The 21,270-nt window shown below is 38.6% G+C and carries 22 protein-coding genes and 1 pseudogene; 7 read left to right on the top strand and 16 right to left on the bottom strand.

Annotation, left to right across the window (positions count from 1 at the left end; all coding sequences use genetic code 11):
* Window positions 1-85: 85 nt before the first annotated feature.
* Window positions 86-574: a hypothetical protein gene (locus NSQ55_RS14335; RefSeq protein WP_339174142.1), complete on the bottom strand. Its 489-nt coding sequence runs from the start codon at window positions 572-574 to the stop codon at window positions 86-88.
* 205 nt (window positions 575-779) lie between these two features.
* On the opposite strand from NSQ55_RS14335, the gene NSQ55_RS14330 reads away from it, so the two are divergent.
* Window positions 780-1,208 (top strand): MarR family transcriptional regulator, encoded by a 429-nt coding sequence (locus tag NSQ55_RS14330; protein ID WP_036678010.1) that lies wholly within the window; start codon window positions 780-782, stop codon window positions 1,206-1,208.
* A gap of 29 nt (window positions 1,209-1,237) precedes the next feature.
* Entirely contained in the window at window positions 1,238-2,872 is a 1,635-nt protein-coding gene (locus NSQ55_RS14325) for an MDR family MFS transporter (protein WP_076184535.1), read from the top strand.
* A 91-nt stretch (window positions 2,873-2,963) separates the two neighbouring features.
* On the opposite strand, the gene NSQ55_RS14320 is transcribed toward NSQ55_RS14325, so the two are convergent.
* Window positions 2,964-3,515: a YdhK family protein gene (locus NSQ55_RS14320; RefSeq protein WP_339174138.1), complete on the bottom strand. Its 552-nt coding sequence runs from the start codon at window positions 3,513-3,515 to the stop codon at window positions 2,964-2,966.
* A gap of 223 nt (window positions 3,516-3,738) precedes the next feature.
* Between NSQ55_RS14320 and sleB the strand changes: the two genes are divergently transcribed.
* Window positions 3,739-4,332, top strand: coding sequence for a spore cortex-lytic enzyme (gene sleB / locus NSQ55_RS14315; protein ID WP_248548334.1), 594 nt, complete (start codon window positions 3,739-3,741; stop codon window positions 4,330-4,332).
* Between the two features lie 190 nt (window positions 4,333-4,522).
* Here the strand turns inward: sleB and NSQ55_RS14310 are convergent, their stop codons facing one another.
* Window positions 4,523-5,074: a GNAT family N-acetyltransferase gene (locus NSQ55_RS14310; RefSeq protein WP_076184532.1), complete on the bottom strand. Its 552-nt coding sequence runs from the start codon at window positions 5,072-5,074 to the stop codon at window positions 4,523-4,525.
* A 326-nt stretch (window positions 5,075-5,400) separates the two neighbouring features.
* On the opposite strand from NSQ55_RS14310, the pseudogene NSQ55_RS14305 reads away from it, so the two are divergent.
* Window positions 5,401-6,041, top strand: a pseudogene (locus tag NSQ55_RS14305) (DUF2935 domain-containing protein).
* Between the two features lie 251 nt (window positions 6,042-6,292).
* Window positions 6,293-7,090, top strand: a complete 798-nt coding sequence (locus NSQ55_RS14300) for a hypothetical protein (RefSeq protein ID WP_076184531.1) — start codon at window positions 6,293-6,295, stop codon at window positions 7,088-7,090.
* Window positions 7,091-7,154: 64 nt separating this feature from the next.
* On the opposite strand, the gene NSQ55_RS14295 is transcribed toward NSQ55_RS14300, so the two are convergent.
* From NSQ55_RS14295 to NSQ55_RS14260, 8 genes are all read right to left on the bottom strand, one after another.
* On the bottom strand, window positions 7,155-7,421 hold the full coding sequence (locus NSQ55_RS14295) for a CD3324 family protein (RefSeq protein WP_076184530.1): 267 nt from the start codon (window positions 7,419-7,421) through the stop codon (window positions 7,155-7,157).
* Window positions 7,422-7,608: 187 nt separating this feature from the next.
* Complete coding sequence (locus NSQ55_RS14290; RefSeq protein ID WP_339174135.1) at window positions 7,609-9,003, bottom strand: protoporphyrinogen oxidase; 1,395 nt, start codon at window positions 9,001-9,003, stop codon at window positions 7,609-7,611.
* Between the two features lie 143 nt (window positions 9,004-9,146).
* Window positions 9,147-11,750: an FtsX-like permease family protein gene (locus NSQ55_RS14285; RefSeq protein WP_339174132.1), complete on the bottom strand. Its 2,604-nt coding sequence runs from the start codon at window positions 11,748-11,750 to the stop codon at window positions 9,147-9,149.
* A complete protein-coding gene (locus NSQ55_RS14280) occupies window positions 11,747-12,430 on the bottom strand; it encodes an ABC transporter ATP-binding protein (RefSeq protein WP_076280380.1) in 684 nt (227 codons plus the stop codon). Before NSQ55_RS14280 ends, NSQ55_RS14285 begins: the two co-directional genes overlap by 4 nt.
* A 95-nt stretch (window positions 12,431-12,525) precedes the next feature.
* On the bottom strand, window positions 12,526-13,527 hold the full coding sequence (locus tag NSQ55_RS14275) for a HAMP domain-containing sensor histidine kinase (RefSeq protein WP_339174131.1): 1,002 nt from the start codon (window positions 13,525-13,527) through the stop codon (window positions 12,526-12,528).
* Window positions 13,528-14,211, bottom strand: coding sequence for a response regulator transcription factor (locus NSQ55_RS14270; RefSeq protein WP_339174128.1), 684 nt, complete (start codon window positions 14,209-14,211; stop codon window positions 13,528-13,530).
* A 34-nt stretch (window positions 14,212-14,245) separates the two neighbouring features.
* Complete coding sequence (locus NSQ55_RS14265) at window positions 14,246-15,046, bottom strand: GNAT family N-acetyltransferase (protein ID WP_339174125.1); 801 nt, start codon at window positions 15,044-15,046, stop codon at window positions 14,246-14,248.
* Between the two features lie 211 nt (window positions 15,047-15,257).
* The gene (locus NSQ55_RS14260; RefSeq protein WP_076184525.1) at window positions 15,258-16,025 is read right to left on the bottom strand and encodes an SDR family NAD(P)-dependent oxidoreductase; all 768 of its coding nucleotides are present in this window, start codon (window positions 16,023-16,025) and stop codon (window positions 15,258-15,260) included.
* A gap of 257 nt (window positions 16,026-16,282) precedes the next feature.
* Here NSQ55_RS14260 and NSQ55_RS14255 point away from each other — a divergent pair, with 257 nt between their 5' ends.
* Complete coding sequence (locus NSQ55_RS14255; RefSeq protein ID WP_076184524.1) at window positions 16,283-16,891, top strand: TetR/AcrR family transcriptional regulator; 609 nt, start codon at window positions 16,283-16,285, stop codon at window positions 16,889-16,891.
* Window positions 16,892-16,990: 99 nt separating this feature from the next.
* Here the strand turns inward: NSQ55_RS14255 and NSQ55_RS14250 are convergent, their stop codons facing one another.
* The 5 genes from NSQ55_RS14250 to NSQ55_RS14230 form a co-directional block, all read right to left on the bottom strand.
* On the bottom strand, window positions 16,991-17,308 hold the full coding sequence (locus NSQ55_RS14250; RefSeq protein ID WP_076125818.1) for an iron-sulfur cluster biosynthesis family protein: 318 nt from the start codon (window positions 17,306-17,308) through the stop codon (window positions 16,991-16,993).
* 121 nt (window positions 17,309-17,429) lie between these two features.
* Window positions 17,430-17,888 (bottom strand): DMT family transporter, encoded by a 459-nt coding sequence (locus tag NSQ55_RS14245; RefSeq protein ID WP_339174120.1) that lies wholly within the window; start codon window positions 17,886-17,888, stop codon window positions 17,430-17,432.
* Window positions 17,889-17,919: 31 nt separating this feature from the next.
* Window positions 17,920-18,345: a DMT family transporter gene (locus NSQ55_RS14240; RefSeq protein WP_076280686.1), complete on the bottom strand. Its 426-nt coding sequence runs from the start codon at window positions 18,343-18,345 to the stop codon at window positions 17,920-17,922.
* 190 nt (window positions 18,346-18,535) lie between these two features.
* Window positions 18,536-18,937, bottom strand: a complete 402-nt coding sequence (locus NSQ55_RS14235; RefSeq protein ID WP_248548222.1) for an NUDIX domain-containing protein — start codon at window positions 18,935-18,937, stop codon at window positions 18,536-18,538.
* 56 nt (window positions 18,938-18,993) lie between these two features.
* Window positions 18,994-20,223 (bottom strand): MFS transporter, encoded by a 1,230-nt coding sequence (locus tag NSQ55_RS14230; RefSeq protein WP_036678069.1) that lies wholly within the window; start codon window positions 20,221-20,223, stop codon window positions 18,994-18,996.
* Window positions 20,224-20,356: 133 nt separating this feature from the next.
* Here NSQ55_RS14230 and NSQ55_RS14225 point away from each other — a divergent pair, with 133 nt between their 5' ends.
* Window positions 20,357-21,253 carry a LysR family transcriptional regulator gene (locus NSQ55_RS14225; protein ID WP_076184522.1) on the top strand — a complete coding sequence of 299 codons (897 nt, stop codon included), beginning with the start codon at window positions 20,357-20,359 and terminating at the stop codon, window positions 21,251-21,253.
* The last annotated feature ends 17 nt before the right edge of the window (window positions 21,254-21,270 follow it).

The following is a 21,270-nucleotide window of genomic DNA, read 5'->3' as shown; positions in this document are numbered from 1 at the left end:
ACACAGTATAACAAATAATTCATTAGCTCAGGAACGAACTTCAACAACAGATGAATAACCCCACATCCTAGTCGAGGGTTACTATTTATTTCAGGGGAGGTTGTTGCGCAGATTTTAATAATTTCCCACCGTCATAATGTTTCCCATATTTTTTCACTATTTCTTTAATTTCATTATCTTCAGGAATTGAGTTTGAGATTTTCCATGTTAAAAAGTAAGCCTGTACTTTCCCGCCATAAAAAACCCATGAAAAAAATCTCATAGCAAATTTATGTGCACCTTTTTTCCTGAAATTATTCATGGAGCTTCCTTTTTTCCACACCGTTATAGTCTGCCCGACACCTCCCTGAAGTTGTCCAGAGAGCTCAGCATATAGGAGATTTTCATTTTTCTGAAGTTGCTTCTTAACGAAATTATTAATAGTTCCATTAATCATAATTCTGAATATATTGAAATTTTCTCCTCGTGTTACTGAGATAATCGCCGTTTGGGGTAACTCTACAGCTCTATCGCCTAAAGTGAACTTTGCACCGTACTTATTGTTTGGATCTTGATGCTTAACCCATTCTCTCAATATAAACTCCCCCGATCCTTTCCCTATATATATTATCAACCCACTCTATTTCATTCGAAAAAACAAACCTTTTCTTGACGAGATATAAAAAAGGATGATATATTGTTTCACGCTTTAATAATTAAGTAGTTAATCATTTAGTTGTTATCTAAAATTTAATGGAATTACTTATTCCGCCCTATTTCATAACTTTAGGAGGCGTGATTTGGCTAATAATGAAGATTTTCTTCAGATTTCTACTATGTTCAAATCCTTTTTAAAAGGAATCTCTCAAGATTGGAACAAACAAGACTACCCCCTAAATATTACACAGTTCAAGACCCTCAGGACTTTATCTAAGAACGGTCCACAAAACGTATCACAGATTGCTGCAGCTCTTGGTATTACCTCAGCAGCAATTACAGGCGTAACAGACCAATTAATCGCTGAAGATTACGTAAATAAGGAACGCGCCAAGGATGATCGAAGGGTGGTACACATCACCATTACGCAGAAAGGAGAAGCAACGATTAAAGAGGTGCAGGAACGCCATCAAGAACTTATGGAATCTTACTTTAAGATACTGCCCGATGAAGATATTGAGCATTTAAGAAGAATTTTCGCAGTTATAATTTCTGATTTAGACAAGAGATAAAATTTAAAAAGTGGCGGGGAAACAATCGAATGGAACATTTATCCAGCAAACGAAAACTTAGTATTATGATAGCTATTATGGCTGCAATGCTGTTCGCAGCGATTAATCAGACAATTACAAGTACTGCTATGCCGCGTATAATCGCAATTCTTGATGGCATGGATTACTATACTTGGACTATTAACATTTATTTATTAACATCAACAATAGCAACCGTTCTTGTCGGTAAGTTATCTGATATGTTCGGACGTAAACCCTTTCTATTAGCAGGTATTCTATTATTTATGGTTGGGGCTTTTCTGACAGGAACATCTTCCGATGTTTATCAATTTATCATTTATCGTGGGATTCAAGGGGTAGGTGCAGGTATTATTCAATCCACCGCATTTACTGCTGTAGGTGACTTATTCCCTCCGCGTGAACGTGGTAAATGGATGGGGTTGATGATGGCCGTATTCGGTTTCTCCAGTGTGCTTGGACCAACGCTTGGAGGCTTTTTGATTGACAATATGGATTGGCATTGGCTGTTCTGGATCTTCCTACCGCTAGGTGTAGTAGCCTTCGTCATGATTCTTACCTTATTTCCTAAAGGCAAACGCGGGGAGTCAACCAGCATCGACTATTTAGGTTCCTTGCTAATGACAACCACCATCGTGCCTCTACTGCTTGCCTTCACCTGGGCAGGTACAGAATATGATTGGGGTTCTTCGCAAATTCTCGGCCTGTTGGCGGGAACTGTCGTTTCGGCACTTCTCTTTATTTTTGTCGAATCCAAAGCTAAAAATCCAATCCTTCCGCTTCATCTATTTAAGAATAGTGTAGTTACCATATCTAATATTATTGGTTTTATTATGAACTTCGGTATGATGGGAGCTATGATCTATCTTTCCTTCTTCGTACAAGGTGTTCTGGGGATCTCCGCGACATATGCAGGGTATGTTACTATGCCAATGTCGATCGTTATGGTTGTAGCCAGTGCCCTTACCGGACAAAAGATGGCGAAAAAAGGGAAGTATAAACGTTACGCATTAATTGGAATACCCATTATGATTGCTGGTATGACAATTATGGTATTTATGAATAATGTACCGATGGCTGTCCTAAGTATGATTGTGTTTGGTCTTGGGTTGGGATTGGGGATGCCAGTATTCTCACTAGCTACTCAAAATGCGGTTTCACACACCGAACTGGGTGTAGTAACGGCCTCCTCACAATTATTCCGTAATTTAGGCGGTACGATCGGTATCGCAGTCATGGGTACCGTTATGTCCAATAGTCTTACCAAAAACTTGAAGGAAGCTCTGCAATCGTCATCAGCACCGGATTTCACACAGATTGATCCAAAACTTGCTGAGCAAATGCTCTCCTTCGCTAATCCACAGGCATTAATGAACAAACCATTGCTTGAACAGACTCAAGCTAGTCTGCCAGCCGATGTGCAGCCTGTCTTCTTACAAATGATTGAGGGTATCCGTGACGCTTTAGGACAGACATTATCATCCGTGTTCTTAACCGGGACCATTGTGCTTGTTGTAGCTTTCGTGCTTGTCTTCTTCCTGAAGGAGCTTCCACTTCGTACTTCTAACCAAATGCCAGTTCCTGAAGAAGCTGAACAGGACCCGTCAAACATGAAATCTTCAAAACTTGCAGTGGATAAAGCCTAACCGCAAATTACTTTGAAACTGACTATAAAACAACAAAAACTGCAACGTACTCATGCGTAACTGAGTAAGTTGCAGTTTTTGTGTTGATCTATTATTTTACAGGTGAAAGCTCATCTTCTGTTACCCACTTATGATTTTTCACTTCATCTCCACCCGTAGTAGGTTTGTAATTAATCATATAGACAGTGGTTTTTTCTGCTGAGTTAATCTGAGCCGTTGCACCCTTCATATCCTTCATATGATCAGATTCCATAATGACCTCTGAGCCTGGTTGATAGGATATATCCTCTGCTTCTTTTATTTCTTCATGAATAATCCACTTATGATTTGTGACCGGCTGACCTCCTGTAGTAGGTCTATAGGAAACATTATATGCTGTCGTCTCATAAGCTCCCACAATTGTCGCAATGGCTCCCTTCATCCCTTCCATATGGTCAGTTTGGATCACAGCTTCACTTCCTTCTTTGTAAGTAGGATTCTCCGCTACCCTCAGATCTTTTGGAACTTCATCTGAACTTGAATGTGAGTTATGTTCCATTTGTGTATCGTTAGAAGACATCTGATTGCCATAGCTATTGTCATTACTACAAGCACTTAAGCTGAAAGCAGCTGCGACGACTAGTAGAAATAATTGCTTTTTCATATAAAAGACCTCCGAAATTTTATCTGCCTATAAGTATTATTTTACCCATTTCAGAAAATCACAAACGGAACTAAGGATTCACAGTTTGTAAAACAGTAATTTATTTTCCATTAAATGAGTATTGTCTCAATGCTTAAACTATATTTATAATGTTTTCTGAAAGGAGGCTGCTATAATGAAGACTAAAATATTCACTTTGTTGCTTCTTTTGGGTCTGGTGAGCATGGCTACTATGATCGGTTCTGCTAATGCAGCTCCGGTATTAACCATAGGAAGTTCTTCAGGAGATGTATGGGATCTACAATATAGATTAAAAACCCTTGATTTCTATACTGAGCCCTTAGATGGGGTATACGGATCACAGACGAAAGCAGCGGTTGCTAAATTTCAAAAGGCCTATGGCATAAGCGCTGATGGGATTTCGGGGACAAAAACTTGGAATATTTTAAAAAAACACACGCTTAATATTAATGAAATGGATATTTTGGCTAAAGTTATCTACAGTGAGTCTCGCGGTGAGCCTTATGTTGGACAAGTTGCAGTGGGTGCAGTAGTCATGAATCGTATACAATCTAGTCAATTTCCTGACAATATCAAAGAAGTTGTATTCCAAAAAGGAGCTTTCACAGCCGTATCTGACGGCCAGTATTGGCTTACACCAAATCAGACAGCTTATTTAGCTGCTCTTGATGCTGTTCGAGGTTGGGACCCGACAAACCATTCAATCTATTATTTCAATCCCGATACAGCAACTAGTGCATGGATTTGGTCACGTCCGCAAAACTTAAAAATTGGTAAGCATATATTTGCAAGTTAAACGCATCAAATAGCTAAGATCAACAAAAGCCGATCTAACTACGATAGTTAGATCGGCTTTTATTATTAAACCTATTCGATAGTGATAGCATCCATTCCAAGCACTAAAGCTACCAAATATTGCAGTCAATTGTACTTATAAGCTTTCGCTTTTAAGAATGAAATCTTAAACATAACTTCGAAATCCCCTTTTATGGATTCGATAATTTTGTTTGGTTATTGAATGTAAAAATCATCTTTAATTCATCATCATATGACTTCCCGCATTCCTCTAAATAACTATCACCAGTGTATTCTTTTAAAGTTTTCCTCCAAAAATGCTGTGCTCTCCTATTTGTATCCGTGGGATTCGTTTGCAGCTCCCAGTTACCCAAATGAAGCTTAAAGACTTCCTTAGCCGCATATTCAGCGATCCCCTTACCACGGAAGGGCCGTAGAATAAAAAATTCATTCAAATAGAATTCACAAGCAGACGGTGTGTATGGTGGTGTAGCAACTAATGCAAACCCTACTGGAATATCATTTTCTTTTATTAAATAAGGATACAAAATGCCAGCTTTCTCCCACCAAATGTCGAAGACTTTATTCTGTTCCTGCAGTGACTGTGTCTCGTCCTCCTCGAATATCCCATATCGATTAGGAATCGTCCCCCATATTTCTGATAGATCGTGTAAGTATAGTGGGTAAAGGTTGTTAATAATAAACTTCGAGGCACTGTCAGTTAAGGTTATTGTAATATTCATGTCGTTCCCTCCTTACCTTCTGTCGAATTCCTGAATATATTTATGGAGATCACTCAAATATTATGGTTACTGGAACAAGCTTAATCTCCATCATACCTCCACAATTTCTTCTCAATAATTACTTCTTTTCTCAGTATAATTAGGACCTCACTCTAGTTATATGCCATATTCGATTAGAATTATTTTTTATATAATGTCACCATTTATATTTGATAATTAAGTTAAGCGTACCTACTGTACTTCTATATACTCGTCTTAACTTTTGCGGATATAGTATAAACCTCACGCAGATTATAATTGTATGAAAATGGGGGGGGTACTCAGATATGCCGGATCCTTTTGTTTCGAGACCTCTAGATGAAATAAGATTCTGGTCACGAATCATCAAAGAACACTCTTTTTTTCTTAAACCTTGGGTTTCGTTGTGAAGACACGCAACAATTTAATGAAGCAAACCATTTCTATGCCACATTCGAAGCCATAGAGAATAAATCACTCGGATTCACTGTGGATTCTGATCCAGCAGTAATATGGAAGTTTAATGAGGAAGTTCATAGTGCAGCTTCACATATCTGGGCGTTTAAAAGGAAAATACTAGGTCTAATTCTACAATGTAAGCTTCCAGGCGGAACGAACTTTCCCTTATTAGTGGATCATGTCAGTGGGGAAGCCAACTATTTTCGAAATCGACTGGAAGAACTGAATCAGGGTAGGTTAGATCTTTTATCAGACGCAATTATTAATGAAAACCAAACCCCTGCTCAGTCAGCAACTTGACGAGAATAAAGTCTCAGTTAAATCTCTCCGTGACTTTAAGAAAACGGCACGTGATCTTATTGAGGAATGCCGAATAAAGAGCATCATCCATCCATTGCTTGCGGATCATGTATTTCGAGAAGCAGAACGATTCCTGTATATAATTGATGCATTTGAAGCCTCTTTGAATATGAATAAACAAATCGTATAGCATTACATATTTAATGGATAGGGCTACTACTTGTATCAAAAAATACAGGTTGTCGCCCTATCTATCTTTATATTTGACTTCATTTAATTCAGTAATCCATTCCCAATCGATGTATAGAGATTTAAAGCACAAAAAGTAGTTGGTATTTGAGAAGAAACACTTTATAGTAAAACTCAGGGAGGAATAGTAAGTTTATGGAAGACGAGATTGCTACCAGTAAATACAAAATCAATAGATAAGGATGATTGAAAATGAAAAGGTTTGGTCGATATTTGATACTATGCACTATGGTTATTGCTCTATTAATGCCATCCACTGTGTTTGCTGCTGATAAGAAATTGCTCAACGAAGCGAGTATTACTTTATCTAGTGATGTTATTCCCGTGGGTGGGACCACAAAAATAAAAGTTCGCTTACTAGCTGAAATGACCAGTCTTACATATGCAAAATTGACACCTGAAGTTTCTGATGAATCTATACTTACCATTGAATTGGATGGTTACTCAGATTATATTATTACAGGAGTTCAAGAAGGTTCTGCAGAAGTAGTCTTCAACATTCCTGGTTGGTCTGAAGAAAGATTCCCTATTACCGTTCTATCTGAGGCAGATTATGAAGAAAAGATGAAAACGCCACAAGAAGTAATAGATTTCACAACCTATTCTAATCAAATAGCAGCGATTTTTAAATTTGACGAAATTGCCTCTGAGGCATATGTAAAGAACAGAATAGATACAGGTAACAATAGAAAACAACGCTATACAGCTTTTAATAATGTGATCATTCCTAATTACACTAAGTTGGTAATAGAGGCGAAAAAGATTAAAGCACCCAATACAGAATTGCAGGCGTTACATGAAATCTACTTAAAAGCGATTAAGTTGCAATTAGAAGCAATGACAATGATGAAAGAAGCACTATACAAAACAAAGGTTTCTAGTACAGCTATTAATGCCGCAAATAAAAAGATGGAAGAAGGCGTGAAGTATGAAGGACAGTTTGTAGATGGGATCAATAAATATCGGAAAAAGTATGGTATTTCAGATTAAATTATAATTAAATTCCAATAACCACGTCAGAGTTTCCTCTAACGTGGTTTTTTTGGATGATAAGCTATTTTTTTGAATAAATGATTTTCTTAATACTATCCCTAGATAGGCAATATTCATCTGAAAGCTGGTCAACCGTTGCACCCACAGCAAACCTTAGACAGATTTCGATGTTTCTAGATCTTAAGTATTTTCTGCTCCCTGACTTTTCGCCCCATTTTACATGTGATTCTTCAGGTTTAGGGATATAAACCATACCCCCGTTGATATATTTCTGAATTTCCTCTAATAATTCTTTTGGGAAAATCGTATCTGCATTTACATATTTCATAATCGCTCTGCTCCTTAAACTTTTTATGAGTTTGAAGGTAGCAAAGTCTATTCTTTAAACAACCCATGCACACTGCACTAGCGGTAAAATCAATTTTTCGCTCTATACAAACAACCGCCGTTGTTTATAAGTCTAGACTTTGCATAGAGCTGATCGCTAATCTTCTCACGATTGTACACCCTCCTTTTTAATGTGTAATTACTTGTTCCAAAATACGCTCTGCTGTTTTTTCTCCATTCGCAATACAATCTGGAATGCCTACACCATAATAGGAGCATCCAGCAAGGATAACATTAGGATACCTGTCTGTCATCTTCTTCTCTAAGGATACTACAATTTGATGATGAAGTTTATGGTAATTTGGCATTACATCATGCCATTTGGTCACATCGTAGGTAGCTGGCTGTCCTGTTATCCCGAGACTGGTCTGTATATCTTTCAAAGCCACCTTCAATAGTTCCTCTTCAGATAGCTTGATCAACGAATCATAATGAGGGTTTGAGCTTTTATAAAAGAGTCTGACAAGCAGACGCTGTTGTCCTGACGTATGCTCCCACTTGCGACTTGTCCACGTACACGCATTACATAGAACATCATCGCTGTTGGCAGTGATGAACCCTGTGCCATTCGCAGGCAGCTGACTGTCGGGGATATCAAATCCTAAATATACACTAATCATAGAACTATTATATAACTGATTGAAATCTTCATTTAGTTCTTCGTCTTGAAGTAGCGCTTGTGCAGTAGAATGCATCGTTCCAAGTACGACAACATCGGAGTCTATGATTCGTCCATCTGCCAAAGTTACCTGGTACTGCTCTCCACGCTTCTCAATTCTTTCGGCACGAATCCCTTTGATGATCTCCGAATTAGAAAGATGTTCTTCCATAGAGTCGATCAAGGCAGATACACCTCCCTTGAATGACATGAACTTCTTATCACCATTCCCTTGAAATTTGGCTTTATTTGCGGATAAGCCTTGAATAATACTGCCGTATTCATTCTTATAATCAATCAAATAAGGCAGCGATGAGGCAATTGTAAGTTCGCTTAGCTTCCCGGAATATACACCTGAAAGAACCGGTGAAATTTGCTTCTCGACAAGTTCTTTTCCAAAGAAAGCTTCTAGAAAATCACCCACGGAATCGTTTTTCGTAAACTTATTATTGGGAGTGTAGAAATCTTTGAGTGCTTCAACCTTTCCTTCAGCTGAGATCAGTTCTGTTGTAGCAAGCGACTCCATACTGAGCGGAATGCCAAAGACTGCATCTTTAGGAATTTGCTTCAGTTTACCTTCTGTATAAATAAAGGATATTCCTGTCGCGTTATATACAACCTCATTTTGTATACCCAACTCTTCAATCAGAGGTGCAACATTCGTTTTACGGGTGACAATAGAATCTGCCCCAGACTCCATAATGAAGTCTTCTTGTTTTAGTGTTCTGATTTTGCCGCCCAGTCTATCGCTGGCTTCAACCAAAATGATTTTTACATCTAGCTTGTTATGCTCTATAGATTTCTGTAAATAGTAAGCGGTAGACAATCCAGTAATTCCCCCGCCAATCACGACAACTGTTCTCAATTCGTTGACACCTACCTCGTGGTTATAATCTGTTCAATTCAATTGTGTACATTATATCATAGGAATTTATAAGAATTTACATACCAACGTGTCAGATATGACACAAAAAAGCCGCGTTAAACGCGGCAATGTTGGGGTAATAGTTATATATTTTCCTGTTTCAATGCATCGATAATGTTCTCTTTTTTCACTTTTGAGCTTGAATATAACATGGCTGCGCTAACGATGATAAACACTGCCAATATGACACACAAGATACTCATCCACGGAAGTGTGAATCCATAAGAGAAGCTGCTCATCATTGATCTATAAATCAAGTACATAATAACGATACTAATCGGAAGCCCATATAGTAGTGACTTTATTCCATAAAAAACACTTTCGTAATTAATCATTTTATTAAAACCGTTTGGCGTCATGCCCACAGACTTCAGCATCGCAAACTCTCTTTTACGAAGAGATATGCTAGTTGATATCGTATTAAAAATATTCGCAATTGATATTAAAGTAATCAAAGCAATAAAACCATAGGTGAAAATAGACATTAACATGATCATCTGCTCACTATTTTGTCTATTTTGATACACATTTTGAACATAGATATTCCGCTCTTTCATTTCCTCTATGGCTTGTTGTGTTGCTAATGGGTTTGTGCTATTCAAGTTAAGCCGGCTTTGAATATCTTTGCTCATCGCATCATTTGTTAGTTTATCGAAGACTTGTTCAGAGACGATGATGTTTATTCCACCAACCATTGCTGAATGTACTCCCATTGGACGTTTATCAGTTAAAGCGACAATTTTTACTGGTGATAAATCCGTCTCTTTTTTGGTATCCCAATCCGTATAAATAAGCTCAAGCTTTTGGCCGACTTCAGAGTGAAAAGTTTTGGTCTCAACAATTTTTTTGGCTTTCTCATCCTCAAAGGTAACCGTATCATTCACAATAGCAGTCATCTGATCAAGCTTCGTTAGTTGTTCATAATTTATACCGACCGTTTCTGCATAGGTTTTCAAACTCTGTTCATTTAGTGCAAAGATCTGAATATAGTAAGGATATTTCCCGTTCTTTAGAACACTCTTATCCGCCTGCACAATCTCTTGCAATTCTTTCGCCATATTTTTCTCATCAATCCATGAACTCACACTAAGTTCCCTAGTCACATTATATTCCGTTATATTAGGTAATTTGGATATCGATTTCGTCAACCGGTCCACTTTTTGAGCGTCCTCAGTCCCCATATATACTTGAATATCATAGTTCAAACCATCCTGTGAGAGTTCTACCGACCTTCTCATATTAGAAGTGAACGCTGATACAGATAAAAACAAAACAATACTAATGACAAGTGAGAACACGGTTGCTTGGTACCTGCGTTTATTTCTCTTTAAATTCTTCAAACCAATTTCTGCTTCAATACCAAACAATCTGCGCACGAACTTGGATGTTTTCACCGCTTTACCTGAGAGCTTAACATCGGTTGTTTGTCTGATCGCATCAATTGCCGAGATCTTTGAAGCCTTTCTGGCTGGAAGATAGGTGGATATAAAAATTGTCAGTATTGAAACTAAACAAGCGGTTAGTAGAGACAGAGGTGTAACAATCAACGTTAATCTCTCAGTTATCCCTAATACATCTTGAATCATCGAATTGATAAACATAAAAGTGATCCCGATGCCTGCTATACCACAAATGATCCCAATTGGAATACTAATTAAACCGATAATCATTCCTTCAAAAAACACTGAATTCTGCTTTTGCCACTTTGTAGCCCCTACACTGGAGAGCATCCCTAAATGTCGTGCACGCTCCGAGACAGAGATCGCAAAAGCATTATAGATTAAAGAAACGGAACCAATGATAATCACAACCATAATAATTACTGACAATGAAAGAAGTGTGTTACGTAAGCCATCGTTATTCGTCACACCATAATAGCGGAGCAGACTATTATTATAAGAGATCGACTCGATCTTATTTTCTTTTGCCAATTCCTCTGCATGCTTGTATATGGAGCTGTCCACCTTTTTTAATACAACCGTCGCTGTGGTTTTTTCAGCTGCTCCAATCATGCTTTCATCCACATAACTTATGGCAGTATAACCCGGAGACCATGTTGGTTCCCAAGTAGGACGTTTTATCACTCCCACAATCGTATAGTTCATTGATTTTTTATGAATAATCTTTTCAAGCAGGGTATCCTCTTCAGTCCGTAATCGTTCATTCTGAGATAGGGGTTGGCCACTATTTTCATCATCGCTAGTGACACGTTCACCCACATCAAGCGTTAAAGTTTCACCAATCTTGTAAGAGACTTTTGCATTCTTTGCAATCTCCTCAGAAATGACTACTTCGTGGTTTGTCTTCGGGAGTCTACCTTCCAGCAGTTCAATCGGAAATTGTTTAAAACCAGCTGCATTATATTCCTTGATATACCAATAGGGTTTATTCTCATTCTTCCCACCCTCTAAAGGGGCGTAGCCACGATCGTTGGAGATCACTAGGGCTTTTGTCGCATCATCTGTTTCAATCGCTTTGAGCTGAGCTTTAGTAACATTTCTATATTGGACATGCCATTCTCCATTTGTAGAGATACTTTGCTTCTTCATTAATTCCATAAAAGAAAAACCTAACGTCGCCACAGCCGTTACCATAGCTACTGAAATGATAACTCCAATGATAGTTACCAATGTTCTTCGCTTATTCTGTTTCAAATGTCTTATAGTTAATTTGTTTACGATATTCACGGACGAATCACCTCATCTTTAGCGATCCTTCCATCTTCAATAGTAATGACCCGATCTGCTTGCAAGGCAATACGTTCATCGTGAGTAATCACAATCAGTGTTTGATTATACGTTTTATTAAACATTTTTAATAATTCAATAATTTCACTGCTATTCTTGCTGTCAAGATTACCAGTTGGCTCATCTGCCAGCATAATTGCAGGGTTACTAATTAATGCTCTGCCTATGGATACCCGCTGCTGCTGTCCGCCTGATAGCTGATTCGGCAGATGGTTTAAACGATTTTCCAAATTTAACGCCTTCACGGTATCTGTAAATTGCTTCTTATCCACTTTATGCTGATCGAGCAGCAACGGAAGTGTGATATTCTCTTCAACCGTCAGCACCGGTATGAGATTATAGAACTGATAAATAAGACCAATTTGTCTGCGTCTAAAGATCGCCAGCTGTGTTTCATTCAAATCATAAATATCCGTGTTATCTACAAATACTTTACCGCTTGTCGGTCTATCCACCCCACCTAATAAATGCAGAATCGTTGATTTTCCTGAGCCGGATGGTCCAATAATCGCTACGAATTCACCTTTTTTAATTGAAAAAGATACATCATCCAGAGCCTTTACTGCGGTCTCGCCTTTACCATATGTTTTAGACAGATGTTCAATCTTTAAAATATCCATTGTTAGACCCCCATTTGTTGATGAGACCAGTATATCTGTCTACAATGACTCTTCAGTGACTCTTAAGTGACATTCTAGTCACTAAGCCATAAGTGTTAAATCACTTGCTTGTAAAATTTGATCCGAAATTGTGTACCCTTTCCTACTTCACTCACCACATCAATCGTGCCGTTTTGTTCAGTGATAATACTTTGCGCCAAGGCAAGTCCAATTCCAACGCTGTCTTCGTTTGCATTTGTACCCTTGTAGAATCGTTTGAAAATAAAGGGGATCTCTGCTTTAGGAATTCCTTTGCCATTATCAGTAATGACAATTTCCGTGAACAGCGTGTTTTCTGCAAAAGAAATCGCAATCTCTCCCCCAGCAGGTGTATGCTCTACACAGTTTTTCAGAATATTAATCATCGCCTCAGTTGTCCAATTGTAATCGCCTATAAATGAGGTAGCGTCTTCACCTTCGATTTGGATCCGTTGCTCTTTAATATCCATTGGAATCAGTATGGGCTCCATAGATTTCTGAACAAGCTTCTTTACTTTTATTGAATCTTTTTTGAATTGAATGGTTCCGGCATCGATCTTTGAGAACTTTAATAATGAAGAAACCAGCCAGCCAATTCGATCGAGCTGAAGGCTGATTTTCCGCGTAAATTCTATTCTTTTCTCAACGTCCAGATCAGGATCACTTAATAAATCTGCCATCACGGTCATGGAGGTAAGTGGTGTTTTGAGCTGATGGGAGATGTCGGAGATCGCATTGGTAAGCTTTATTTTATCCTCTTGCAAAAGCAAACGCTGCTCCGATAACATCAACGTCACCTTATAAATATCATTTTTCAGGATACTAAGCTCGCCTTCCTGATTATCACGAACATCGAGCGAATAATTACCGCTGCTAATTTGACGTAGATACCCTGAAAGCTTCTCAATTTCGCGGTATCTCCAGCGGGTAAATAATAAACAACAACCTATAAGCAGAACTGAAGTTACCGCCGTGATCCCCATCGCTGCTGATGAAATAAATGCCGTTCCTATAATCGCCAGAAGGCTGATCGTAGACATCGTTAGTAATAACCATCTAAATTCTCTGTTTCGTAACATCTAATCACCAACCTTATACCCTAAACCGCGTACTGTTTTGATCAATGTGGGTTCTTGCGGGTTATCCTCTAACTTTTCCCTTAAGCGTTTAATATACACAGACAATGTATTATCATTTACAAATTCTCCGGCGACATCCCAAATCCGCTCTAACAACTGATTTCTGGAAAGGACTTGTCCCACATGATTAGCAAATATCAGAAGCAGACGATATTCTAATGCTGTTAGCAGAACTTCATCGCCGTTCTTATAAACTTTTCCTTCAAGCGTATTAATCCGTATATTCTCTAGTTCAAAATTAGATAGAGTTTGAGCCTGCTTGTTATATCTCCTTAACACCGATTTAATGCGTGATAACAGCTCGCGAATCCGAAATGGCTTAGTTATGTAATCGTCTGCTCCCATATCAAGTCCCATCACTACATTAACTTCGTCATCAATCGCAGTTAAAAAGATGACCGGAATATCGCTCCGCTCCTTCACGATCTTACACAGATCATATCCGCTGCCATCCGGTAGAGAGAGATCAAAAATGCAAAGTGTTACTTCAGATAACCGCTCCGCCAACACCCTCCTAGCAGAGGTTGCATCATAACATAAAATAGTTTCAAAATGATCCTGCTGCAAGGAATATTCAAGTCCTGAAGCAATCGTTCTATCGTCCTCTACGAGCAATATTCTCATAATGTTCATCCTAACCTAATAATTTGCGAAACCGTCATATTGAAAAAGCACTACACTTATATTGATGAATTTGCTGAAATCCTAAACGGAGAGCTAGCTTTTGGGAAGCTTCATTATCTAATGAACAGTCCCAGTAAGGTGTAAAACCATTTGTAAGTATATCCTCCGCTACTAAGGCCGCTAAATGAGTCCCCACTCCTCTATTCCGATACTTGGAGAGAGTTTCAATTCCGATAGCATGTGTATCCTCCGTAACGAAACTAGAATAACATACACCCATAATCTCAGTTCCCTCAACAGCAGCATATCCATAGCCTTTTGCCCTAAAGTCTTCTTTCGATGACCAGAATAAATCAATATTATCATGTACAAATTCTATATTCTTTAGATCTAAGTCCTCCCAGTCCAGCATTTTAAGATTTATAATTCTAATCGCATTATTAAGGGACTCAACGGGCTTGTGGAATAACTTGAACACCATTTGTTCAAAAGGATATAGCTTCCTAGAAGGAAACATCAATGCCAGATTCCATTCATTGTGTTGACCTGAGACTTCAAAATACTCCAGCCCAAGCTTTTTCATCCTCGGTGCAATATGACTGGATATATAACTATCTAAGCTCTTAATAAATAACTCATTGGTGTGATCGCCTATAATATAAAATCCTTGCATCCCCTTACTCCATACCAACGCGCTTTTTGGTGTTACAAGTTGATCTACAAAAATCCAGCCCGGATTATTTCCCTCGATAATGGAGAGAATTTCAGGATGAATAGGAGCACCTGTAAGTAACGGTTTCACTTCATTAAAATCCTGTTGAGATAATTCATGCATATGAACACTCCTCGCCAACAATTTATCTAAATCACTGATCAATACTTAAAAAGATTAAATCCCCTTTGTATATTCTATAAGATAATTCAGCAAATTGCTTATTATAAAATCCGATCCGGGTATCCTAAATAAAAAAGAATTGGACCCAATGCTTGACGCACAGGCCCAATCCTTTATTTGAAGTATCCTTAATGATCGAAATCAGCTTGCATTATTGACCTATCATACCACCATCGACTGTATATAGAGAACCCGTTACGAATGAAGCCTCATCCGAAAGAAGGAAGTTCATCACAGCGGCAACCTCTTGCGGTTCTCCGTAGCGTCCCATAGGTGTTGCAGCTTCGTTAGCTGCCTTGTATTCTTCTGCGCTTCCAAAATTATTTTCAATTTTACGCATCATTTGTGTATTGATCGTTCCTGGGAGTACCGCATTAACACGAATACCAAGTGGTGCAAGCTCATTTGCAGCTACGCGAGTCAGACCAATTACAGCATGCTTAGACATAATGTAAGGGGCCATGCCTGGTGCACCCATGAGTCCTGCCAGAGAAGAAGTGTTCAGAATAGCGCCTGAGTTTTGTTTTTTCATCACAGGAATTACATAGTGTAGTCCAAGAAATACACCACGTACATTGACGTTATATACAAGATCAAGTGCTTTAACGTTAAGCTCTTCGATTTGACCTGCTGGACCTTCAATTCCGGCATTGTTTGCAAAATAATCAATGGTTCCAAATTTCTCTATCGCTTTATTAACATAATTCTGAACGTCTTCTTCATTAGAGACATCCGCAGCTACAGCTAAAGAGTTAGATTCATTTAAGCCTAAATCTTGGATGACATTTTTTATCGCTTCTTCATTCAGATCGACAAGTACAAGATTCAGTTTACGATCAGACAATCGACGGGCAAGCTCTTTACCTATTCCACCTGCAGCTCCAGTAATTACAGCAGTTTTTACATTTGATTCACTCATTGTATGTTCGCATCCTTTGTTATGAATTGGCTATATATTATAGTCTTAGGAGATGGGATAACCTATCTCTATTACTAGAGTACACCCCATTAGTTAACCTATTCAATAATCAGAATTTTAAGTAATGTCGCCTAACCAACATACTTGCTCTCCGTGTTTACTTATGTCTAAATCTTGAACATTAGCTGATCTTTTGTTACTTTTAAAGTAAGAACTATAAATGAACGATAAAAAGATCATAGCTGGAGGTAGTTTTTTTGATACAGGAAGAACATGAAGACAGAAGAACCAGAAGAACACGCCAAGCTCTGAAATCTGCATTCGTTGAGCTAATATTGGAAAATAGTTATGATTCAGTTACGATTTTGGACGTGACTAATCGAGCGGATTACAATCGAGGGACTTTTTATAAGCATTTTGAGAGTAAAGAGGCTTTGCTTAAGGAAATACATGATGAATTTCTACAGGGTATTGGTGAGGCGCTATTAGACCCTTATGAGGGATTGGAACGTATTGAGGCAACGGAGGTCTTCCCTTCCATTCTGCAGCTGTTCGAATATATTGAGGGGCATAAAGCGGAGTTTTTAGCCTTATCCGCAGTGGAACGAGGGAAAATGACTGTTGAACTGTTCGACCGTTTACGGGAATCCATGCGTGAGGATATGCGAATTGAGATAGAAGCTGATGCTGCTCCTGTGGATTATGAAATTATGTTGAGTTACCAAATGTCTGCTACAGTAGGTGTCATTATGCACTGGGCTGAAGTCAATTTCAAATATTCGGCGAGCTATATGGCAGAACAGTTAATTACACTGGTTAACAGCAAAATAGACCATATAGCTTTTATGAAAAAACCCAATGGGTAAGAAACGAATTGCAAGTGCCATATATAGGAACGAAATTTAAAAAACCAGCGCATTGAGAGATGATCTCAAATGCTCTGGTTTTTAGTAGCAGTGCTCTACTCAGCGAATATCTTTTACTCGAATATTGCTTCCTAACAGGCCCGAATCACTACTTAATCTGAATGACGGGTAATTCTCATCTGCTTCAAGTCGCATCTGTTCATCAAATAAAGATTCCTGTTGACGGTCCACAAAAAAAGTAAAGGGCTCTTTCTGAACTTCAATATCTGTAGCATGGGGTTCACTAATAATCTGAATTACGATCACGCCATTACAACCACAGCCCTCTGTATCGAAGAACAATTTAAAATAACCTGGTCGTTCACCAAGGTTTTCATTTAACTTTTCTGTAGTTAGAGAGTTCAATTGTATGAACATTGGATGATCTGCTCCTTATTTATAATTGAGTTACTACTTTCCCAAAGTATAGATTGATTTGCTTTCACTCTCGTGTGACTGCCATCACTTCTATTTTGACAAACATGAGTCTGAGGATAAATTAAGCCGACTTTTGAGTCTCCCGGGCACCACCTAGCTTAAACACTAGAATACCGCCAACAATCACGAGTACTCCGACCAACTGCTTCCAGGTGAATGGAACCTTTTCAAGCCCTAACCAGCCGAGGGAATCCCACAATAAAGCAAACCCAAGCTGAGAGATTAATACGATCGAGATCGCATAGGTTGGCCCAAGACGTTTGGTGCCTTGCACGAGACAGATTACTACACCCACCCCGATCAATCCGCTGATCCAGTACCAAGGCTCCATATTTCGCAAAGTAAATATTCGGCCGCCTTCAAAGATAAGACTCATGATAAAGGAAGCCAGAAAACCCAACCCTAATACTAACGTCGTTGTGGCCCAAGATCCAACCTTTTGATTAACCTTCGTATTAAAAATATTTTGTAAACTAACGAATGAACCCGCGACAAGCGCTAATATTAACCCAAAAATCATAACGTAACTCCTCCAGTTGTTGATTGTATTCTCAGAATTTCAAAATCACTACTCCCGCAATCATCAACCCTATCCCAATAAACTGTGGGAGTCTCATTTGTCGTTTTTCCATCCCAAACCAGCCTTTAATATCAATTAAGAAGGTCAAGCATAGCTGTGCAATCAGCAATGTCGATATAGTAAAAGTAACGCCAATCTGTTGAATGGCAGTGACTTCACTGAAAATAACGACTGCGGCAAAAGATCCGCCAATTAGATATAATGGTTTTACTTCTTTTATTCCTTGCCATTTCCCATCTCTAACAAATAAGAGGATTAGTAACGACATGATAAATCCTGTTAACTGTGTAATTGTCGCAGCTTGCCAAGTCCCAATATCTTGACTAATTCGAGCATTAGATACTCCTTGCAGAGTGATACAAGCCCCCGCTAAAAACGCAAATATAATTCCTCTCATTTCTCTCTCTCCTCAACTTCGATCTCTTACATATTAAAAAGCAATTCAGGCCTTTAAAAAAGGACATCTGTCCCAAAGCAAAATAAACGATGTTGTTGCCCCTATAAGCCTTTCGTATATTTTCAAAAAAAAGACCGCCTCAAGCCATCTCTTAGGCTTAAAACGGGCTTTCAGAACTTTAAATTGTGGATTAGGAAAGTAATTTATGCTCATGCAATTGATCAAAAATGATCTGTGTAACAACTGAAACACGATTTCTATCCTTATAAGATAACCAGGATAACTCTTCAATTTCCGACGCAGGACTAAGTGTACCTTCAAAATCCGCGATATAACATGTCATTTTAACTATGACGCCTTCCTCTTTACCGTGAGCTTCCGCTTCAAAGGTTCCAAAATAGGAGATGGTTTCTGGTTTAATACGAACAGAGATCTCTTCCTCGATTTCGCGCACGAGCGTCTCCTCGTCTGTTTCTCCAGCTTCTCTTTTTCCTCCAGGCAAATAATAGGTATCTTTCCCTTTGGAACGCGCACACAAAACTTGTCCATTCTGAATATGAATCCATGCAATTTTATCAATGATTGTAGTCATACAGTTCTCCCCATATTTTTTTCTAATAATTATATCATACAGCCAAGACCATCTATTTATACAACGTCTATATTTGATTTTTGTATGTGCAGCTTAGCTTTGGCCTGAGGTACATGATGAAGCAAATAGTACGCAGCAAGCGAAAGAAGTGTTACTCCCCCTGCAACCTCATACATCATTCGGTAATCCGTATAAGAAGCAATTAAACCCATGAAATAGGAGCCCGCTCCATAACCCAAATCAAATAACAAGAAAAAGGTCCCATTCGCACTACCTCTACGATCTTTAGCCGCTAATTTAAGCGCAAGAGTCTGGAAACATGGCATAAGTGCACCATATCCAATTCCCATAATGACACCAGACATCATTAACATCAAACCAGACCGAGCTTGACTTAAACTAAGCAATCCAACGGCGAAGATTAGAATTCCGGGATAGATGAGAATATGCTCATTATATTTATCGAATACTTTACCTATAACCGGGCGAAACAATACAATCATAATTGCAAAAGCCACAAAAAAATAACCAGTTAGCTGTGATTGATGAATTTCTTTCGTAAAAGAAGCTATAAATCCAGACAAGGAGCTGTAGGAAAAAGCAAGCGTAAATCCGACAAGTGATATCGGCAAGGCTTTCGGCTCGATTACGTCTCTCCAGCGAAGCCCTTTTCGCGTCTTAGCAGGTTCCTTAACAGCTTCAATAACGTTAGCCTTATCTTCTTTTGGCATCCGAACACCTAACGTGAATAACAGCGAGAGAGCGGCAATCACACACACGCCTAACAGTAGTACATTAATATTCTCATCTTTCCAGAGAAAAAGACCCAATGCGGGTCCAATGACCATAGCAATGCTCATAAACATGCTAAAATAACCGATGCCTTCTCCTTGACGTGAATAAGGAATTAGCGTCGAGGCTATTGTACTAGTAGCTGTCGATGCAACAGCATAACTCATTCCGTGAAGGAAACGAATTACCAGGAATAATACAATCCCATTAGATCCGAAGTAACCAATACAGGCGATTAGAAATATGGTTAGCCCAATAACCGCCATTTTCTTTTTGCCGAATTTATCGACCCATTGTCCCGAAAAAGGACGGATCAATACTCCCCCTATTACATAGATAGTAATCGCTAACCCCATTTGCTGCTGATTCCCGTGTAAGCTTTCCTTTACGTATAACGGGAATGCAGTTGCCAGAATGTAAAAGGTCAGGAACATAAAAAAACTACTTAAGCAAACAACAATAAAATTCCGGGTCCATATTTTCTCTCTAATCACAACAGACTCTCTCCATCCTACCTATAACTTTTTATATGTTACAATAGTATAGGACTGAAAATTAATTAAGTAAAATACATATTATATGATCGATAGATCACATTAGAGTTATAAGTAAAGTGAGGTTTTTGTTATGGAATTCCTTCAGCTTCAATATTTTCAGGCAGTTGCACGCCATGAACACATGACTAAGGCCGCAAAAGAATTAAATGTATCTCAGCCCTCCCTTAGTAATTCCATACAGCGTTTAGAGAAAAACTTAGGTGTTCCCTTATTCGAGCGACAAGGCAGAAATATAAAATTGAACGAATTCGGAAAAACCTATCTGCAACGTGTCGAGCAAGCTTTTATGGAACTTGAAGAAGGACAGCGTGAGCTCACAGATATGGCTGGACTTGAACATGGTGTAATTTCCATTGCGGCCACACTCCCGTATGTATTGCCCACTTTACTAAAAGAATTTCTTACCCTTCATCCGTATGTACGGATCATCCAACGTCAGCTCGGCTCTGCGTTAGAAATGAGAAATGATTTAGAGAGTGCAGCGATTGATTTTTGCATATCATCTACACCTGTTACCGGACCAGATATCGAGTGGCTTACCTTAGCAGAAGAAGAATTATGTTTAACTGTGCCCAAGAATCATCGCTTTGCTAATCGAAAGAGTATTTCTTTGATAGAAGCTGCAGGTGAGAATTTCATTTCTTTATCTTCTAGATATAATTTCCGTGAAATTTCAGATGAATTTTGCCGACAAGCTGGATTTGAACCTCAAATTACGTTCGAGCTTGAAGAAGTAAGCGCCATTCAAACCCTAGTAGAAATGGGACTAGGAATCACCTTCACCCTCCCTCTCTCCTTAGGCAGAAGAAGTCAAAATACAGAAATTGTTCAATTAAAAATAACAGAACCACTATGTCAACGCTCTTTTGGCATCGCATGGAGCAGAAAGCACTTTTTATCGCAAGCAGCTATACATTTCCGGAAATTTGCTGTGGATTTTTTCAGTAAACCTCATGAATATAATTAAGGTAAAAACTACTATGC

This window comes from Paenibacillus sp. FSL H7-0943 (assembly GCF_037963265.1).
GTDB lineage: Bacteria > Bacillota > Bacilli > Paenibacillales > Paenibacillaceae > Paenibacillus_AQ > Paenibacillus_AQ odorifer.
Note: the sequence above shows the minus strand (reverse complement) of the source record. Positions and strands in the feature narration are given on the sequence as shown.

Bases quoted from the DNA above. Each gene is read 5' to 3' on its own strand.
- NSQ55_RS14325 (WP_076184535.1), top strand. From the start codon at position 1,238: ATGGAACATTTATCCAGCAAACGAAAACTTAGTATTATGATAGCTATT.
- NSQ55_RS14320 (WP_339174138.1), bottom strand. From the start codon at position 3,515: ATGAAAAAGCAATTATTTCTACTAGTCGTCGCAGCTGCTTTCAGCTTA.
- sleB (WP_248548334.1), top strand. From the start codon at position 3,739: ATGGCTACTATGATCGGTTCTGCTAATGCAGCTCCGGTATTAACCATA.
- NSQ55_RS14310 (WP_076184532.1), bottom strand. From the start codon at position 5,074: ATGAATATTACAATAACCTTAACTGACAGTGCCTCGAAGTTTATTATT.
- NSQ55_RS14300 (WP_076184531.1), top strand. From the start codon at position 6,293: ATGAAAAGGTTTGGTCGATATTTGATACTATGCACTATGGTTATTGCT.
- NSQ55_RS14295 (WP_076184530.1), bottom strand. From the start codon at position 7,421: ATGAAATATGTAAATGCAGATACGATTTTCCCAAAAGAATTATTAGAG.
- NSQ55_RS14280 (WP_076280380.1), bottom strand. From the start codon at position 12,430: ATGGATATTTTAAAGATTGAACATCTGTCTAAAACATATGGTAAAGGC.
- NSQ55_RS14275 (WP_339174131.1), bottom strand. From the start codon at position 13,527: ATGTTACGAAACAGAGAATTTAGATGGTTATTACTAACGATGTCTACG.
- NSQ55_RS14270 (WP_339174128.1), bottom strand. From the start codon at position 14,211: ATGAGAATATTGCTCGTAGAGGACGATAGAACGATTGCTTCAGGACTT.
- NSQ55_RS14265 (WP_339174125.1), bottom strand. From the start codon at position 15,046: ATGCATGAATTATCTCAACAGGATTTTAATGAAGTGAAACCGTTACTT.
- NSQ55_RS14260 (WP_076184525.1), bottom strand. From the start codon at position 16,025: ATGAGTGAATCAAATGTAAAAACTGCTGTAATTACTGGAGCTGCAGGT.
- NSQ55_RS14250 (WP_076125818.1), bottom strand. From the start codon at position 17,308: ATGTTCATACAATTGAACTCTCTAACTACAGAAAAGTTAAATGAAAAC.
- NSQ55_RS14245 (WP_339174120.1), bottom strand. From the start codon at position 17,888: ATGATTTTTGGGTTAATATTAGCGCTTGTCGCGGGTTCATTCGTTAGT.
- NSQ55_RS14240 (WP_076280686.1), bottom strand. From the start codon at position 18,345: ATGAGAGGAATTATATTTGCGTTTTTAGCGGGGGCTTGTATCACTCTG.
- NSQ55_RS14235 (WP_248548222.1), bottom strand. From the start codon at position 18,937: ATGACTACAATCATTGATAAAATTGCATGGATTCATATTCAGAATGGA.
- NSQ55_RS14225 (WP_076184522.1), top strand. From the start codon at position 20,357: ATGGAATTCCTTCAGCTTCAATATTTTCAGGCAGTTGCACGCCATGAA.